General features: G+C 52.9%; 11 protein-coding genes. 2 read left to right on the top strand and 9 right to left on the bottom strand.

Going from position 1 to position 15,278, the window contains the following annotated elements:
* Nucleotides 1–84: 84 nt before the first annotated feature.
* Nucleotides 85–1,398, top strand: a complete 1,314-nt coding sequence (locus tag E0F26_RS01360; RefSeq protein ID WP_279242251.1) for an alkaline phosphatase PhoX — start codon at nt 85–87, stop codon at nt 1,396–1,398.
* 23 nt (nt 1,399–1,421) lie between these two features.
* Here the strand turns inward: E0F26_RS01360 and E0F26_RS01355 are convergent, their stop codons facing one another.
* The 4 genes from E0F26_RS01355 to E0F26_RS01340 form a co-directional block, all read right to left on the bottom strand.
* Nucleotides 1,422–2,261 (bottom strand): MOSC domain-containing protein, encoded by an 840-nt coding sequence (locus E0F26_RS01355; protein WP_279242250.1) that lies wholly within the window; start codon nt 2,259–2,261, stop codon nt 1,422–1,424.
* Nucleotides 2,262–2,380: 119 nt separating this feature from the next.
* Complete coding sequence (locus E0F26_RS01350) at nt 2,381–4,402, bottom strand: copper amine oxidase (RefSeq protein WP_279242249.1); 2,022 nt, start codon at nt 4,400–4,402, stop codon at nt 2,381–2,383.
* A gap of 68 nt (nt 4,403–4,470) precedes the next feature.
* Nucleotides 4,471–5,169, bottom strand: coding sequence for a DNA-3-methyladenine glycosylase I (locus tag E0F26_RS01345; protein WP_279242248.1), 699 nt, complete (start codon nt 5,167–5,169; stop codon nt 4,471–4,473).
* A gap of 167 nt (nt 5,170–5,336) precedes the next feature.
* Entirely contained in the window at nt 5,337–7,448 is a 2,112-nt protein-coding gene (locus E0F26_RS01340) for a prolyl oligopeptidase family serine peptidase (protein WP_279242247.1), read from the bottom strand.
* Between the two features lie 303 nt (nt 7,449–7,751).
* Here E0F26_RS01340 and thrS point away from each other — a divergent pair, with 303 nt between their 5' ends.
* Nucleotides 7,752–9,671 carry a threonine--tRNA ligase gene (gene thrS / locus E0F26_RS01335; protein ID WP_279242246.1) on the top strand — a complete coding sequence of 640 codons (1,920 nt, stop codon included), beginning with the start codon at nt 7,752–7,754 and terminating at the stop codon, nt 9,669–9,671.
* 84 nt (nt 9,672–9,755) lie between these two features.
* Here thrS and E0F26_RS01330 read toward each other — a convergent pair whose 3' ends face one another.
* From E0F26_RS01330 to E0F26_RS01310, 5 genes are all read right to left on the bottom strand, one after another.
* A complete protein-coding gene (locus E0F26_RS01330) occupies nt 9,756–10,235 on the bottom strand; it encodes a hypothetical protein (protein ID WP_279242245.1) in 480 nt (159 codons plus the stop codon).
* Nucleotides 10,236–10,412: 177 nt separating this feature from the next.
* Nucleotides 10,413–11,513 (bottom strand): DUF2891 domain-containing protein, encoded by a 1,101-nt coding sequence (locus E0F26_RS01325; protein ID WP_279242244.1) that lies wholly within the window; start codon nt 11,511–11,513, stop codon nt 10,413–10,415.
* A gap of 208 nt (nt 11,514–11,721) precedes the next feature.
* Complete coding sequence (locus E0F26_RS01320) at nt 11,722–12,705, bottom strand: alpha/beta fold hydrolase (RefSeq protein ID WP_279242243.1); 984 nt, start codon at nt 12,703–12,705, stop codon at nt 11,722–11,724.
* Nucleotides 12,706–12,849: 144 nt separating this feature from the next.
* Nucleotides 12,850–13,758, bottom strand: a complete 909-nt coding sequence (locus E0F26_RS01315; RefSeq protein ID WP_279242242.1) for a DMT family transporter — start codon at nt 13,756–13,758, stop codon at nt 12,850–12,852.
* Between the two features lie 309 nt (nt 13,759–14,067).
* Nucleotides 14,068–15,237 (bottom strand): phytanoyl-CoA dioxygenase family protein, encoded by a 1,170-nt coding sequence (locus E0F26_RS01310; protein ID WP_279242241.1) that lies wholly within the window; start codon nt 15,235–15,237, stop codon nt 14,068–14,070.
* Between the last annotated feature and the right edge of the window lie 41 nt (nt 15,238–15,278).

Here is a 15,278-nt window from a genome sequence, read left to right as displayed (position 1 = left end):
TGCTAGTCTTTAGCCGCGTGGCAGGGTCGCAGCGGTGAATCAAACAAGACTATGAAAAGACGTACTTTTTTAAACGCGACGAGCATGGCGTTTTTGGCCTTGTCGGCCAGTGGGTGCGTGACTCGCCCCCTACCCAATCAGCCTTTCTCGCGCGCGATCGGCTACGGCAATTTGGTGCCTGACCCTCGCGGACTTCTCGACCTGCCTAATGGGTTTAGCTATCGGATTATCTCCAGTTTCGGTGACGAAATGACCGATGGCGCAAGCGTGCCCGATAAAGCCGACGGCATGGGCTGTTTCGAGCTGGATGATGGCCGCCTCGCCTTGGTGCGCAATCACGAACTTATCGCCACGGATGACTCAGGCGGTGAATTCTTTAAAGGATTTGGCAAGAAAGACGGCAGGTACATTCCGGGCGGTACCACCCATGTTGTACTGGATGCTAAGTCGCTTAAGGTGCGCGATCAATTTCGCTCGCTGGGAGGCACCCTACGAAATTGTTCGGGCGGCGTAACGCCTTGGGGCAGTTGGCTTACGTGTGAAGAGTCAACAGCCGGGCCTGGGGCGATGTTCGGCGAGGGTCTCGACCGCTCCCACGGTTGGGTTTTCGAGGTTCCTGCTAATGCACGAGGTCTGAGTGCACCCACACAGCTATCAGCGATGGGACGTTTTAACCATGAGGCTGCCTGTGTCGACCCCGCTACAGGTTTTGTTTACCTCACTGAAGATCGAGATGACAGTGTTCTCTATCGGTTCAAGCCGCACGTCCCAGGGACGCTTTCAGAGGGCGGCCGGTTACAGGCCATGCAGGTGGTAGGGATTCCCGATTTGAGGAACTGGTCCGGTCAGCAGGTAGAGCAAGCGATACCCGCGACGGTGCGCTGGTTGGATCTCGACGGTGTCGACTCCCCTAAAGACGATCTCCGAATGCGCGCTGCAGCAAGAGGTGCGAGCTTGATTGCGAGAGGTGAGGGCATTCACATGGGAAATGCCGAAGCGTATTTTTGCTCAACAAGTGGTGGTCAGGCTGGGCTTGGGCAGATCTTCAAACTTTCGCTCAGTGCCTCCGGTGAGACGGATCAAATAGCGCTCTTTTTTGAGAGTGTTTCCCACAATCAATTTAATTTTGGCGATAATCTGACGGTCGCGCCCAACGGACACCTAATTGTTTGTGAGGACCAGTACACGGCCAGAGTCGATAATTACCTGCGCGGCATTACAACCGATGGCTATGCTTATCCGCTCGCCCGATTAAATCTTCAGACTGAAATGGCAGGGGCGTGTTTTTCACCCGATGGCAACGTGCTGTTTGTAAACGTCTATTCGCCGACTAAGACACTAGCGATTACCGGTCCTTGGGATCAGTTTAACGCGGGAGTGATTGACCTAACTGCTTGAGTTGGACAGTCCAGCATAAGACGCTAAGCGAGCGTAATGGACTGATTAACTGCGACAGCACCCGCACGTACCACTTTGGCATATACCCCAAGGTTGCCCTCCGCCTCTGCCACTAAATGCCGCATGACGTCAGTATCGCGGGGGAGTTCTGCCGTAGCGTGGGTGGTCATGGAGCAGCGCGGGCAGGTGTCGATAATTTTTAAAACCACATCACCGATATGCAGTTCCTTGCCAATCCACGCCTGCTCGGGGAACGGTTCATTAGAACCTTCAACCTCGAGCAGGAGATTGGCACGAAAGCGGCGCTGATCAAATGTTGAGCCAGGTGCGCGTTGGTTTAGTGTATCTAGGGACTGCTGGGTCATCAGCATGATAGGAAACGCATCGAAATAGGTGCCGGGCGGCGATTCGAATTCTAGGACCTCGGCAAAGGCACTCAAGTCGGGCAATGGCTCGTCGGGAAGTCGACCGAATAATTCGCGTAACTCTTGTTCGAAATCTTCAGAGTCGGGTGCGCCGCGACGATAGTGGTCTAGGTTGTCTGCGGGCATGATTGGCCATAGCGTGACGTCATGACTGAGCTTTTCTGATAGCCACCCGTTGATCGCATCGGTGTTGGTTTGGCAGGTCTCGCCGTCGGGGGCGGTAATTTCTGCGGTGTTTCCGGACACTGATGTGGCCTGAAAGGACATAAGTTGAGGGAGTTTCTTAGCGCCCCTAATGCCGCCTCGGACTTCATCGCGGGTGGCCCAGGCTCGGTCACCCTCAATTCCCTTTTCGCCAAGGGTGACGGTGGTCAACGATTCGCCCAGCATGGACTTCACTGGATAACGAAAAATCTGTTTCAGTTTAATGTTTGGCATGCGTCTCTCGTTTGAGTCTGAAAGCGTGCTCAGTGTATCGAAGCACCAAGGGCTGAGTCACCGACCTCACAGAGCCTTCACAACCAAGTGGCGTCTCGGCAGTTGTGCGAGCAAGCACTTTAATTTGGAACATCTAACGCTGGGTTACGATCGAAGAAATTCCTCGGTTTCAGTACGATTTCGTCAACTTTTGCCGGCATGACCGGCCAATCCTCTGCCATCGGCACGTGATGAAAGCCGATTGTGGGCCAGGCCACGATATCTGTGTTTTCGATCGACTCGTTGTCCTGGGCGTAGACAGGGAGACCTACACCGTTTTCCGACTGATTGACTGCAATACCGGCTGAAAAAATTTCATCTGGCTGGTAGCGAGTCACCCATAAATTATTCTTTAAAAAGCCAGCCCGCTGATAGATCGGATCCTCTGGTGTGACCAAAGGTCGAATGTTTGGAAACATGAGTTGATAAGCAGTGGGGTAGCCCATCTGGTTCACGGTACTGTGACTGGCAAAGGTGAGAAGCGCAGGCTTTTCTACACGCATAACGGTCTGTGCCGCTTGCTCTGTCGCAACCTGTTCTGTCTGGACCCGCCAAATACCTTGGCGTGCCGCATCGCTGGGTTGAGTTTCGGCAACGAGTTTTTGCCGAAGAAAATTATTCTCTGTGCCATCGACATCCATATCGATTCGGTAGCTGAAGAAGTGGTCGTGGTTAACGCCCAAACGGAGAGGTGCAATCAGTGTTCCGTACGCTGTTTCGTCGAGCGCACCCGAGTCACTGAGCGATTTCGCGAAGACGCCCTTCGTGGCATCAATGCCCGTTGAGATAAGGCGAATTCTTATTCGCCCATCTTGCTGAAAAATATAATCTTGGAAGTAGTCATAGTTGCCTATTACAGCGACCATACGAACGACTAAATTGGTTGCGCGTCGAGCGTTGTGCGTAACCAGCCCTGGCACGTCTTCAAGAAGCGATTCGCTGTGACGCCAACTCGGGTAGCCAGGGTCGAATTCGAAAATGCACACACGGTTGGGCGCGGCAACGGGATCGCCGCCTCCTGTGTGTAATACGACATCTTGGTAAACGGCGTTAGCGGGGCAGTCGTTGCCCTTGAGTTCGGTTGCCATGTTGCCAAAGCCATACTCGCCCATGTCGAAATACGCGCGGTAGAACCAATGGGTGTCTGGATCCTGATAGGGCACAAACATTTCCGACATGGCTATCTCGTAGGCAATGGGTCGAAACGTCTCCCCGTTCACGTAGCCAATATTATTGAGGACGGTGCCTTGTCTCGGATCAAAGCGAAGGTGGAATTGCCAACCTTGCCAATCGATTTGACTGCCGCTCACACTGAAATTGCGGCCTTCTGACTGTGTAATGGTAATAGGTCGAAGTGGTGTTCGGGTGTCGAGCGTGTCCTCATCGAGCTCGAGGACCTCAAAGTCAGCCGGTGGAGCTTCGGCGCCCGCATACGTATCGGTGATGTCAATGACGCGGTTTTCCTCGACATCAAATAACACGCTGAGCCCTTCGATGGGGCGTGCGTAGGCGCTGGTGGTAGGTAAAATACCTAAGCCGCCTTGCCCCCGGATGTTGAAACAGTCAAAGCGTGCCATTCGATCATTAATCGGATCGGCGATGTCCGCATAAAAGCGCCCTATGGTGCGTGGAAGACAAATGGCATAGTCGGGGTCAATGCCGCGTTGGCTGACTGCATCGACTATTTGGGGCAACGCACTCACTTTCTCAACAGCTCCAAAGAGCTCCTCACCCACCAGCATGGACTGACCTGTCGTAAGCTGGGTTGGCGTGCTTAGTGTGTTCGAGCCGAAATCAAAGCTTGCTCGAAAGGAGGATTTACCGGACCGGAAGAGTAAGTCTGCGCCACGTTGTGCCAGCTCGTTCGATTGCCACGCCTTTGCGGCCTGCTTATTCGGCTCTTTTAGGCTGATTCGATTGATGACAATGGCATTACCTTCGCGGCCGATTAAGGCTGCAGCCGCTGTTTTAATTTCCTCTTCGGTTAAGGAATGCCACGGCGACAATGGGGTCCCCACTTGCGCCGTTTCGGGGGTCTTTTCGGCTGTGCAGGCAGCCAGGAAGAACAGCATTAAAAGCGGTGCTAGGTATCCAGGTTTCATTGTTCCCTCGGCGTTGTAAGATTTATTTATATCACTCTATCTCATAACCGAAGGTGAAGGGCCTATATCTAGTCATCGGTGAAGTTCTTTCCAATGCCTAGGGACACCAAGCGGCTGAGTTGCGACAGACTTCTGCCACTCTCTTCACGAAGTTCGTTGAAATAGTGTTGCGTCGCCTTTAGCGCCCGAAGGCTGTGTGTGCCCGAATCGACGATGTTGTGATTACGTAAAAAGGTCTCGACGTCTACTGTCATTAGGAAGGTGTCCACACCCAATGTGCGCAACGCATAGGGACCGGTATTACCACCTAGTCGGCTCCCATGCTTTTTAAGATAGACCCAAAGGCTGATGACGTCGTCTTCCGGCCAGTTGGCAATGAATTCACCAAAGCTTGAATCTACGCGTCGCTCGGTGTCCGAAATCATGACCGCGTTCTGCAGCACCGTTTTGACTTTGTTGTAGTTGCGAATAATGCCGGGGTCGCTCGCTTTTCGCTCGAGCATATCCTCCGGCATCATCAGTAAGCGCTCGATATCGAAATTCCAAAAGACTTCTTCGAAGTTGGGCCATTTGTTGTTAACGATGCGCCATACAAACCCGGACTGAAAAATTTTACGTGTGAACTCGGCGAGGTATCGATCTGAACCTAGGCGCGTTAATTGCTGTTTGGTAGCCGAGGTGGGGAGGAGCGCCTCCACTTCGGCCTCGCCGCCTTTGCGCTCGCAGGCGCGCTGATACAGTTCATCGTAGCTTGGCGTGTTCATCATGAGGTAGACCGTTCCCCGCTATGGTGTGGTGAGAAGTTGTAAGAAGTTGTGAGCGTTTCATATTTTTTAGTCGGACGCACTACCTTAGCCGTTTGAGGCCAACAGCAGGTCTGCATCGGCCAAGTGTTTTTGTTGCTCAACCTTCTGGATAACGTACAGCCCAAGGCTCAATCGTCTTTAGCCCCTTTCTCTGCTGCATCGTCTGCCTTTTTATAGCGTTCAAACCAGGCAAGAATGTGATCGACCTTACTCACCAACCTAGAGGGTCGACTCGCGATGCCGTGGGATGCGCCCGGCATGCGAATCATGACGCTATCGACACCTTTCAAGCGAAGCGCCTGATAGAACTGCTCTGTTTCTGACATGGGGGTGCGTCGATCGTTTTCGCCCGTTAACAACATAGTTGGGGTTGTGACATTACCAATGAGTGATAAGGGGGAGCGTTTCCAATAGTGATCAAGGTGTTCCCACGGTGGGCCCGGAAATTGATGGTAAATCTGGCCAACCATTGAGTCAGCAGTGAGTGTTTTACTGACCCAATTAATGACAGGCTTGGCGGCAACAGCCGCGTTGAACCGATCGGTAAGACCAATCGCGTAGGCCGCGGCGATACCGCCTGCGCTCCCGCCCGCGATGAACAGATTGCGGTCATCGATAAAGCCTTTCTTAATCAAGGCATCAATGCCGGACATGTGATCGGCAAAGTCTTCTTTGCTTGAGTATTTGTACTGCAGCAAAAGAGCAAAGTCTTCGCCATAGGACAGACTACCCCGATGATTGTCATAAAAGACAACATAGCCTTGTGCCGCCATCATCTGAAGCTCGGCGGAGAAGTTGGGTCCGTAGGCTAAGTGCGGTCCCCCATGGATCTCTAAAATCAACGGGTACTTCTTGTTGGGATCAAAGTTAGGTGGCGTGATGTACCAGCCCTGAATCTCCTGAGCATCGTGTGACGAGGTGTAGACGAGCTCTTGAACCTTGCCGAGCTGTCGAAATGGGAGAACGTCCTCGTTTAGTGAGGTGATGACGCGTGTCTTTCCCTTTTTCATTATGGCGAGATCAGCCGGTCGATCGGAACGTCCTCGCGTGAAGGCAATCGTATTGCTAGCCACGTGGAAACCACCGGACAGGTAGGGTCTACCAATGGTTGTACCGCCCAGTCCCGATACGACCTTGCGGAGCTCACCTTTAAGGCTCGCTTTACCTATTTTTCGCTCACCACGTTCATCGTAGAGATAAAAAATGGACTGGCTGTCTTTCGACCAAATCAATCCGCTGGCATCACCGTCGAGGTCGCCGCTGATAATCTGAAGATCAGAGCCATCGAGTTTACTGACCGCTATTTTGTCCGGTGTGAACGCCAACGGACGCCGTACTTGGTGAGTAAACGTCAGCATGCGGCCATTGGGTGAAACCTGTGGGTTGCGCTCTGCACCCGGTTCACGTGTGATTTGGGTCAACGTCTTACTTGCAATATCAACCGCATAGATGTCCGCCTCACCGCTAACCAGTTCCCAATCATCTTGTCGGTAAGCGGAGAAGAAAATCTGTTGGCTGTCGGAAGACCAGCTCAGGGCGCCGCTGTGGTTAAAGTTACCTGTTGTAAGTTGTCGAGCTGAGCCGCCCTCGGCGGGGACGACAAAGACATGCCGGTAAGAGGGGGCAACGATTCCCCGGCCATCGTACTGATAGCGAGTGGTGCTCACGGTAATAGGCTTATCCGCCCACGTTGCACCCTTGGGCTTTGATCGCGGCTTGACCATCGGTTCTGTTGGCGCCTTGACGGACAGGGTGAATGCCAACCACCTGCCGTCAGGTGACCAACTCAAGTTCAACGGCGAGGACTGAAGATGGGTTACGACAGCCACATCGCCATTATCCATCCATCTCACATGAATTTGCGACGAGCCCGTGGAAGAGGATATGAACGCGAGCCGGTTGCCATCTGGCGACCATCTTGGTGAGTAAGCATTGTCGTTATTTGATAACAATGGGCGGTGGTTATTGCCGTCAGTATCGATGCGCCAGAGGTGAGAACGGGTGCGGTCGCTCATGATGTCGTTTGAACGTCTCACATAGACAACACGATTCCCATCAGGTGAAACTTGTGGGTCACTTACCCATTCAAGGTCGAAGACATCCATGGCGTTGAAAGGGCGAAGCGATTCCTCAGCGGAGAACCCAAGCGTGGGGATCCAAATAAGCGTTGCCGCAAGCAGGCGTCGACCGATTTTTCTCAGCGCATTAAGGGAGTGGGGGGAGTGTGTAATCTGAAGCACGGTGCCTCCTTGTCCTGACCTCGGCGAAAATACTTATCGCTATTTTTTGACCGAGGGTAGTGGTTTCTTTAATCATATTCATCCTCTTAACGCACTGTAGATGCGCGCCAACCCAAGATTCCGGCTGCCATCTCATGCTTACTAAGAGGGAAAATGATCGCAATAATGACACTTCCGGCGCCCCTCCAAGGGCATTGGCTTACGCTAATGGCGAATTCAACATATACTTCGCACCGCGTAGGACACCCCAAATATTAGCCAAGCAGCCTTTAGTGTGGGCCGCCACTGACCGAGGTAACAAACATGCCGCAAATTACGCTTCCTGACGGATCGTCTCGTCAATTCGATACTCCCGTTTCTGTTTTTGATGTTGCTGCCGATATTGGGCCGGGTCTTGCGAAGGCCGCTCTGGCAGGAAAAGTGAATGGCGAGATGGTCGATACGTCATTTGTTATGGCAGACGACGCCGCACTCTCGATCATCACGGCAAAGAGCGATGAGGCTCTTGAGCTGATTCGCCACGACGCAGCCCATGTGATGGCCCAGGCAGTGCAAGAACTGTTTCCGGGGACACAGGTGACGATTGGCCCCGCCATTGATGACGGCTTCTATTACGATTTTGCGCGTGAGACACCTTTCTCGGCGGATGACCTCACCAAGATTGAAGACCGAATGACTGAAATCGTTGATCGTGATTTAGCGATTACGCGTGAGGTCTGGGATCGTGACACCGCAAAGCATACCTTTGGTGACATTGGTGAGCGCTACAAAGTCGAGATCATCGAAGACATCATCCCGGACGGAGAGGAAGTATCAGTCTACCGTCAGGGTGATTGGTTCGACGTTTGTCGAGGGCCTCACTTGCCGAGTACAGGCAAGCTACCGAAAGCTTTCAAGTTGATGAAGCTTGCCGGCGCTTATTGGCGCGGTGACTCGAATAACGCGACCTTACAACGGATTTATGGCACAGCCTGGCGCGACAAGAAGGAACTCAACAAACATCTGACGCAGCTTGAGGAAGCGGAGAAGCGAGATCATCGAAAAATTGGTCGTAAACTCGATTTCTTCCATTTCAGCGACGATGCGCCAGGCTCGGTTTTCTGGCATCCCAAGGGCTGGACGCTATTTCGGCAGCTACTCGATTACATGCGTCAGCGTCAGGACGAGGCTGGCTACGTTGAGGTCAACACGCCAGACGTAATGGATCGAAGCCTCTGGGAAACCTCGGGTCACTGGTTTAATTACCGTGAAAATATGTTCTCAACGCAAACTGAGGACGAGCGGATCTTTGCGCTAAAGCCCATGAACTGCCCGGGGTCAGTATCGATGTTTGCCCAGGGTCTAAAGAGTTATCGTGATCTCCCATTGCGTATGGCTGAGTTTGGAAAAGTACACCGCTACGAACCATCGGGTGCACTTCACGGACTAATGCGTGTACGCCACTTTACCCAAGATGATGCGCACATTTACTGCACCGAGCCGCAAATGGAGCAGGAGTGCATCGACGTGGTCAGACTGGTGCTCGATATCTACAAAGACTTCGGTTTTGACGATGTCATTATCAAGCTTTCGACTCGCCCCGAGAACCGTATCGGTAGTGACGAGGTATGGGACAAGCTCGAGGGCGCACTCAGTAACGCGCTCGATGTTATGGGCTTGGACTACATTCTCTTCCCAGGAGAGGGCGCCTTCTACGGGCCTAAGCTTGAATTTGTATTGCGCGATGCGATTGGACGGGACTGGCAGTGTGGCACCTTGCAGGTTGATATGAATTTGCCTGAGCGCTTTGACATCAGTTACGTGGACGAGGACGGGAGCCGTGACAAGCGTCCTGTCATGTTGCACCGAGCGCTGTTTGGTTCATTAGAGCGCTTCATTGGTATTCTCATTGAGCATTACGAGGGGAAATTCCCCGTATGGTTGTCGCCGGTTCAAGCGGTCCTAATGACAATTACCGATAAGCAGGATGACTACGTCAAAGACGTCGAGAAGCGTCTAAAAGCGCGAGGCATTCGTGTTACCACTGACCTTCGAAACGAGAAGATCGGTTTTAAGATTCGTGAGCACACGCTTCAGGCGACGCCTTACTTGTTGGTGGCAGGCCATCGCGAAATGGACAATGGGGAGATCGCTGTCAGAACCCAAAAGGGTGATGATTTGGGTACCATGTCCGTTGATGACTTTGCCAATAAGCTCGCTGATGATTTGGTAATGCTTCGCTGATCTAGGATTGAGCGCCTGCTAGGCGCTCTGTTGATGGGCCTACTGGATCGAAGTCGGGTTAATTGATCTAACTGATCTTGCTCGTTAATGCAGGGCCTTTTGCCCCTGACGCCGTGCTTGATGCGCGTACATCGCGGCGAGCTGCGCTTGTCGACGAGGGCAATTCATTGATTTACACCAGTTGCATAACCACGTCTTATTTTTACCCTGGGGACAACCAACGAGCGGCGGAAGTACCGCGATTTGGCTGTGCATATTGTGCAAGAAAGGGTCAATAAGGCGCTCGCATTCGAGTAAATTTAGGGTGATGACCAGGAGGTTGGCGCTCTCTGTTAGTCGCATTGCCCAGCGCCAAGTTGGCGCGGGGGTTGTGCACACTTGCTTATGCGCAATTTGCAAGGCGCCTCCTAACTCCATAAACGCGGCGCTCTCTTCGCCCGCGTTGAGCAGGTGAATACCGGTTTCGATATAGGCGCTCCATGACAGATCGGAGGTGATGGCGTCCTTGCATAAAAGGCGCATCTCCTCTTTTTCTAAGAAAGAGGGCGTTAAAAAGGTCTGCATAATGGATGCCCGGGGTTATGTGTCTTCGAGGACAGTAACGGCTCTTTAATGTAAATGCAAATCATTCTCATTTAAAAAGAAAGTTACTGCCTCATGACAAAGCGAGGTCTGTTCGTAGCGCGTCTAATAGGTCACGACGCTACCTGTCAGGGTCTGGGGCTTGCTGCGATAAATAACTTAACGGTTTGCCCCTGGCGAGTGGCCGCGAGCCGTCTCGAGATAGGTGGCAAAACTACCGAGCCAATGGCTCCCCATGTAGTGCATGTCGCCTAACACAGCATCGAGGCCAGCCTTTCGGTGCGCTTCAGCGGCCACGCGGAGCGGTGCGCGTCGTTCATCGCCCGATGGTAGTCCGAGAATAATTCCCTCAAGCATCCAAGCACGACTCGTGTTGAGGCCGTCAAGATGCGCGAGTTTGCCATCGGTTTTATCCGTGACAACGGCTGGAGCTAGCCAATCGCTACCGGTTTCGGCAGACAGCGTCGGGAAAAAAAGCGTTAACCATTCGGCAAATTCTGTCCGGGTGAATACCCGTCGCATGAGATCAGCCTCGGCAATGCAAGGTGATAGGAAGTCTTGTCCTGAGGGCTCATAAGCCAAGGGACAGTCGACATCGCCTGCATAGAGTTCACGAATTCGGGCTTTCAACAGCGAATGGAATTTCTCATCCGCGGCAATTTCAGCCCAGTCCAACATGAGACCAAAGGCGAATGCGGTTTGGCTGTGCTCGCCGGTTCGAATCGGAAACGAGAGTTTAGGCAACCACTCACTGACATTGGCGACGGCCTGCCGCTCTAGTGGCAATAAAAAGCGAAGCCAGCGCTGAGCCTCTGGCCGACTCGATTGCCTCAACTCAGCGGTAAGCTGAAGTAACCAAGCTATACCATAGGGCCGTTCGAATGATTTCATGCCCGGTCGAGAATAACTCGCAAGCTCACCCGCCAGATTTTCTTCAGTAAAGCTCATATCCAGCGATTGTATGATTGCGGCGCTATCGACGTCGTCTTCATGTGTATTCAGCAGCCTCACCAACAGCCAATGGCCATGCACCGAGGAGTGCCAATCGAAGCAGCCGTAAAACGCCGGATACAGTTCTCGAGGTGGTTTTAAATCGTCATCACTGTGCATGAAGTGAGCAATTTTGTTGCTGTACTCCTTGTGAACACAGTCCATTGCAAGATTAGAAAACACCTTGGCGTAGCTTTGCTCGGCGTTCGGATCACTTGCGAGCGTGAGACCGCTAAAAAGAAGTAAGCTCAGAATAAGAGTAGATTTCATACTTTGAAGCGCTCGCGAATGACCAAAGTTAAGAGCCTAACTCATCCACAACAGACATGGGCGATTGGCGAGCGAGGACCCTGCCTATTAGTGTTAGGTGTGCAGATGTCGCGAATTTCGTTATTCATGGGGTATGGGCAGGCCACATACACCTAGAAAGCGAAGCCTTAGATTTCACGCGGGTGTCACTTCAATCAGGTGCACACACTTATCTAGAGGCTTCGGATTCTTCACTCGCAGACCAGAGGGCGAGGACGGAGCGCAGTGTGCTAACGAAGGCGATGGGCTCATCGAGCATGAGGTGATGTCGTGCACCGGGAACACCAATAAATGGCATGTCCGTGCCACCCATCTCGCGAACGTAGTCGGCGGAGTCATCATCAAACAGCAGGCTCTCTTGGCCGTAGATATAAGCCTTGCGTCCCGGTGCCGCGACCACAGCTTCTGCTTGATGCAGTATGCGGTCTCGGACCGAAAAGTCGCTGTCGAAGACGCTCGTATCAAATTTCCATGTCCAGCCACCCTCAACTTCTTTAAGGGAGTGAAAGGCCATGTAATCGAAAAGATAGGGCTCGCCACAGGGTTGGTTGGGCGAGAGCACAAAGCGTGCCTTGGCGGCGGCGTAGTCAGGGTACACCCGATTGGGTCGGTTTGGATCTGAGCGCAGAGGTCGGCCACCAGCGAAGTGGGCTTTAAGCCGCTCGAGACGCAGTACCATTAAGTCGCAGATGATTAAGCCACCAAACAGAGAGTGGTGCTCATTCATCGCAGTAAGGCCGACATGGCCGCCATAGGAATGCGCAATAACAATAGGCTTTTGGGCGTGCTCAAACAGCCCTGTCTTCTGCGCAACGTCGACCACCTCTTGTGCGCGGACACTGTCGGGGTACGCGTCGCGAACGCCGGAATCGCCCATACCCGTTAAATCATAAGCAACAACGTGGTAGTTCTCTGCCAGAAACGGGGCGATGAACGCCATGCATCGGGCATGCGCTAGGAAACCGTGCATCAATATCAAAGGGGGGTTCTCTGGGTTGCCCCATCGGAAGTAGTGCACGTCGCAGCCCTGTGATTCGATGAAGCCCTCTTCGCGAGGCACTTGCAGCGCTTTGACCAACCACTTTGGCGCATCGGGTGCATCCGGTGGGAGTTCTTTTTCGAGATCGCAAACCGTTGTTACCTGAGTTTTCATAGCTATCCGTGCGCCCCTTGGGAACCGCGTTTGTTGATTAAGGTGGCTAAGGTGTGGTCCCTATACGAGCGCTACCCCGCATTGGGATCGCACATACTATAGAAAAAATTGATCGGTAAGTTCCTCGTGCGTCACTCACGCTGGTTAGGGTGATGGCTCTTCTGTCGGTGTGTGACCGAATCTCGGCGTTGCTTTTCGCGCGCTTACGATGCAACCGAGCATGATTAGACCCGTTCCTACCAAGGTTTGAGGACTCACCGTTTCGCCAAAAATCCACCAGCCGAACAGAGCGGCCCAGATGAAAGCGGTGTATTCAGTGGTGATTAATTGCTGTGCCTCGGCACGACGATAGGCAATCGACATTAGGATGAGCGAGCCAATGGCAACAAGACCGGCGAGTATGGCACCGCCCCACTGCAGCTCATTGGCGGGCATCAAAAGCAGCAGTGGCGCAAACGGGATCATGAGCAAGAGGACGAAGGTATTTTGATAAAAGGTAATTTCTTTGGGCTTTGCGATGAGCGCCAACTTACGCTGCAGAATAAGGTTGATCGCGTACATAACGGAAAAGGCCACAATGGCGGACACACCAAGTAGATCGGTGTTCGCATTGATGCTCAGGAGATCGCCGCCAACCACAACCATTACGCCTCCAAAGCCCAAAAGAGCTGCAAGTTTCACGTTGGGTCCAATGCGCTCACCCAAGAAGGGTGCGGCCAAAAATAGCGCAATAATGGGTGCAATAAAGGTGAGTCCAATCGCCTGCGCTAGCGGTATCCGAGTCAGGCCAAAAAAGAATAAGTACATCATAACGGCGGTCAAGGCCGACCGACCCACATGTAATTTAAAGGCCGCCTCACTGGGCTTCTTGGGTCGGAAGGGCAGATACAGTGTTGCGGCAAAAAGGGCCCCCATGGCGTTTCGCCAAAACATCGCGCTAAAGGTTCCCATTGCAAGTGCCTGCGCCTTCATGACCGCATCCATAACCGAAAAAAGAAAGACGCCGGCCAGAGCAAGGGCGATCGGTAGAAAGTGACTGTGTTTTAACGGCATGGCGAATGATTAACCCTGGGTATAAATGCACGAGTCGGTCAGGTGACGGGAGAACCTTGAGTCCGACGGGCGCTAGTCTGACCTTTGTGGCTCTCTACGTCACTATTTGAGGAGCGTATTATTTTTTTAAACGCCAATCTGTGGGTGTAAGAGAGGCGTTGAGCGAGGGCGGTTCACACCTTTTAAGTGCAGGAAAACACGCGATGGGGTATCGCGGTTAATAGAGCTGTGAGCGTAAGAACAAGGCGCTATGTTAAGACTTCCGAGGTGACATAGCGCCACCTCGTAAAGATTCCGCGAAATAGGTGTTTAGATACTTATGTCGTCACGGTTGTAGTCGTGCATGTCTTGGCGCGCTGCATCGTCCCAGTCGAACGATAGTCCCGCCGCCTCAAAGGGCTCGTAGCGGTATGGCTCCTCACTCGGGTAGCGCTCTTTTCGGGCGGCAATAGCGTAACCAAGCACCTTGGAACGTCGCGCAATCGTGGCTTCGTCGAACACTTGTGCATCGCTATGTATGCCGCCACCTTTTACACCCAGTACAGATGATCGTTTGTGAAAACCGAAGTTGACGGTCAGCCGAGGCTCGAAACCACTGTTTGGGAAAGAGCCGTGCAGTGCTTGGCGGTTGCAAATGACAACGTCCCCGCGATCACATACGAGTGGGACAGCGCCGTCGATGCGCTCACTTCCCGCTGCGCCCACCAACTCACTGATGTCAATTTTGCCAAGCTTGTGGCTGCCCGGTAGAACCCATACGCCATTTACCGCGGTGCTCCCATAAAGCTGTGCCATAAAGTTAAAGCCATGAATATTTTCGTCAAAGTCGGGGCTTTCCCAGTGCGTTACGCCGTCTTGATGCCACGAAACGGCAGCACCAATGCCGGGCTCTTTTATGAACAAGGCTTCGTTAAAAGGGGTAAAGTCTGCACCGTTTATCGCTTCCGCAACCCGAAGAAGTTCTGGCTGAGCATAGGTCCGCAAGCAGGCGTCTGAGAACCGCAGTGAACCGAGCAGGATGAAGGGTGACGCCGCCGGTGTTTCCACCGTCGCCTCGGGCTCGAACATTTTGACTTGATGCCGACCGTTTGCCAGCTGTGTACCACCGAGTGGGTCACCCAGCGGCTTTGACCAAACGAGATGAGGGGTCTGCGAGCCGGAACCGAGCGCGGGGTTGCCATTGGCATCGAAGCTGCTGTCGGGTGAGACAGGGAATGATGCTTTGAGCGATACCATATCGGCCTCAATATCATCACACTCCTCTTCGCTGAGGACGTTGGTAAAGACATAAAACCCATAGTTGGAGTAGGCGTCTAGTATGTGCTGTGCCAGTCTGCCGGAGTCATCAAATTCAATGGGCCCACGGTTATCCAAAGCGAGAGCCGCGCGCTCTCCCGCTACGAGGTAGTCACGCATAGCCTCCGCCTGCTCGCCATAGTGTGCCGCACAGGCCTCAATCGATTTGGAAATGTCTTGCACGGTGCTTTCCCCCCAATTTATTTTGCTTCAAAGCGGACAAT

Source organism: Candidatus Paraluminiphilus aquimaris, assembly GCF_026230195.1.
Lineage (GTDB): Bacteria > Pseudomonadota > Gammaproteobacteria > Pseudomonadales > Halieaceae > Luminiphilus > Luminiphilus aquimaris.
The sequence above is the reverse complement of the archived record's forward strand: the minus strand, read 5'-3'. Positions and strand labels throughout refer to the sequence as shown.

Excerpts from the sequence above, each read along its gene's own strand:
- E0F26_RS01320 (WP_279242243.1), bottom strand. The coding sequence starts at position 12,705 with ATGAAAACTCAGGTAACAACGGTTTGCGATCTCGAAAAAGAACTCCCA.
- E0F26_RS01315 (WP_279242242.1), bottom strand. The coding sequence starts at position 13,758 with ATGCCGTTAAAACACAGTCACTTTCTACCGATCGCCCTTGCTCTGGCC.
- E0F26_RS01330 (WP_279242245.1), bottom strand. The coding sequence starts at position 10,235 with ATGCAGACCTTTTTAACGCCCTCTTTCTTAGAAAAAGAGGAGATGCGC.
- E0F26_RS01350 (WP_279242249.1), bottom strand. The coding sequence starts at position 4,402 with ATGAAACCTGGATACCTAGCACCGCTTTTAATGCTGTTCTTCCTGGCT.
- E0F26_RS01325 (WP_279242244.1), bottom strand. The coding sequence starts at position 11,513 with ATGAAATCTACTCTTATTCTGAGCTTACTTCTTTTTAGCGGTCTCACG.
- E0F26_RS01360 (WP_279242251.1), top strand. The coding sequence starts at position 85 with ATGGCGTTTTTGGCCTTGTCGGCCAGTGGGTGCGTGACTCGCCCCCTA.
- E0F26_RS01345 (WP_279242248.1), bottom strand. The coding sequence starts at position 5,169 with ATGATGAACACGCCAAGCTACGATGAACTGTATCAGCGCGCCTGCGAG.
- thrS (WP_279242246.1), top strand. The coding sequence starts at position 7,752 with ATGCCGCAAATTACGCTTCCTGACGGATCGTCTCGTCAATTCGATACT.
- E0F26_RS01355 (WP_279242250.1), bottom strand. The coding sequence starts at position 2,261 with ATGCCAAACATTAAACTGAAACAGATTTTTCGTTATCCAGTGAAGTCC.